The 1,799-nt window shown below is 38.2% G+C and carries 2 protein-coding genes; both read left to right on the forward strand.

Going from position 1 to position 1,799, the window contains the following annotated elements; all coding sequences use genetic code 11:
- The first annotated feature begins 374 nt into the window (after positions 1-374).
- The gene (locus H541_RS0110920) at positions 375-875 is read left to right on the forward strand and encodes an LURP-one-related/scramblase family protein (RefSeq protein WP_022797306.1); all 501 of its coding nucleotides are present in this window, start codon (positions 375-377) and stop codon (positions 873-875) included.
- Positions 876-1,092: 217 nt separating this feature from the next.
- On the forward strand, positions 1,093-1,799 hold a 707-nt coding region (locus tag H541_RS0110925; RefSeq protein ID WP_156831909.1), incomplete at its 3' end, for an FAD-dependent oxidoreductase.

Raw genomic sequence — 1,799 nt, forward strand, 5'->3', positions numbered from 1 at the left:
CGACCTATGCCTGTCGAATCCGTAACGCTCCCTTAAAAGTGTTACTAGCTTATTGTACCAAATTTCACAGCTTTTATCAAACGTAAGTTCGCTTTTGTCGCGACCAAAATCCTTAGGTTCATTTGACAACATTCCTCTAAACTGTTGCAAAGAATTTAAATTTCAGTCACTATTAAGGAAAGAAAGCTATAGAAAGAAAAATGTTACAGAAAGTAATAAGAGGTTAAAAAAGTTCAGGAAGGAAATCTCTTTATCGAACGATCATCAAAAATAAGATTAGGTTCTAGATGATGTCTAACTACTATATTCTAATACCAGATTCTATGACACTTTACTCTAAACTAATTAAAACTTAATTTATAGGAGGTCAAGCGATGCAACAGTTGTATATGAAACAAAAAGTTTTTTCAATAGGCGAAAAGTTTACGGTCACTGATGATCGAGAAAATCCGATTTACACTGTTGCAGGGAGCTTTATGCAAATTCCTAAGACTTTCCGAATTTACGATCAGGATGGTGACAATGTTTGTACAATCACCAAAAAAGTTTTTAGCCTCCTCCCTAAATTCTTCGTGAATATTGAAGGACAACCGACAATTACGATTATAAAGGAGTTCACTCTTTTTAAACCACGCTATACGATTGATTCAGGCGATATTTCTGTCACTGGTGATTGGTGGGATATGGATTTTGAAGTTAGTGCAGCAGGCTCTCCTATCGCCCAGATCAGTAAAAAGTGGTTTTCATGGGGAGATACTTATCAAATAACTGTTTTCGATGATGATAAAAGGGATTTGATTGTCTCGTTAGTTGTTGCAATCGATCGTGTCAAAGCAGATCAAGCAGCCTCTTCATCCTCTTCGTCATCATCATAAGTCGTCCAGAGAGCCATCTGTTTCACGACAAGAATGATCAAAAAAGCACTAAAACACGAGCTGTGTGAAGAAGACGCAGTTCTTTTTGTCATGCAATTCTCATTTCCACGATTTATTATGTGACTTTTAACACAATAATGTTTTTTTGGTAATATATTCTTGTAAAATATCTATTTTTAAGGGGATTATTATCGTGAATAAATTGTTAAAAGCTGGGATGGCTCTCTCAGCACTATTACTAGTGGGTTGTAGCAATAACGGCGCAGATTCTGATAAGGACACATCGTCCTCAGACAAAACTGAGGCTGATTCTGGGGCTTCTGAGCAACAGTATACTGACCCAAGCGAGTTGAAAGATAGTTATGATGTCATCATCGTTGGGGCTGGTGGTGCAGGAATGACTGCTGCTATTGAAGCAAAGGACAAGGGACTTAATCCAGTTATTTTTGAAAAAATGCCTGTTGCTGGTGGTAATACATCGAAATCATCTAGCGGAATGAATGCCTCAGAAACTAAATTCCAAAAAGAAGAAGGTATCGAAGATTCCAATGATGCTTTTTATGACGAAACGCTAAAAGGTAGTCATGACACAAATGACAAAGAGCTCTTACGTTTCTTCGTTGTTCATTCAGCAGATGCTATCGATTGGTTAGATAGTAATGGCATCACGCTTGACAACCTGACGATTACTGGTGGAATGAGTGAAAAGAGAACACATCGTCCAACAGATGGTTCTGCCATAGGTGGTTACCTGGTTGACGGGTTATTACATAACGTTCATGAGCGTGAAATACCACTATTCGTCAATTCAAATGTCACTGAGATCAATGAAAAAGATGGTGTAGTCGATGGGGTCACTGTTACAGTTCAAGGTGAAGAGCCACAACTGATTTCAAGCAAAGCCGTCATCATAACGACCGGTGG

Origin of the sequence: Bavariicoccus seileri WCC 4188 (genome assembly GCF_000421665.1) — a bacterium.
Taxonomy (GTDB): Bacteria; Bacillota; Bacilli; order Lactobacillales; family Aerococcaceae; genus Bavariicoccus; species Bavariicoccus seileri.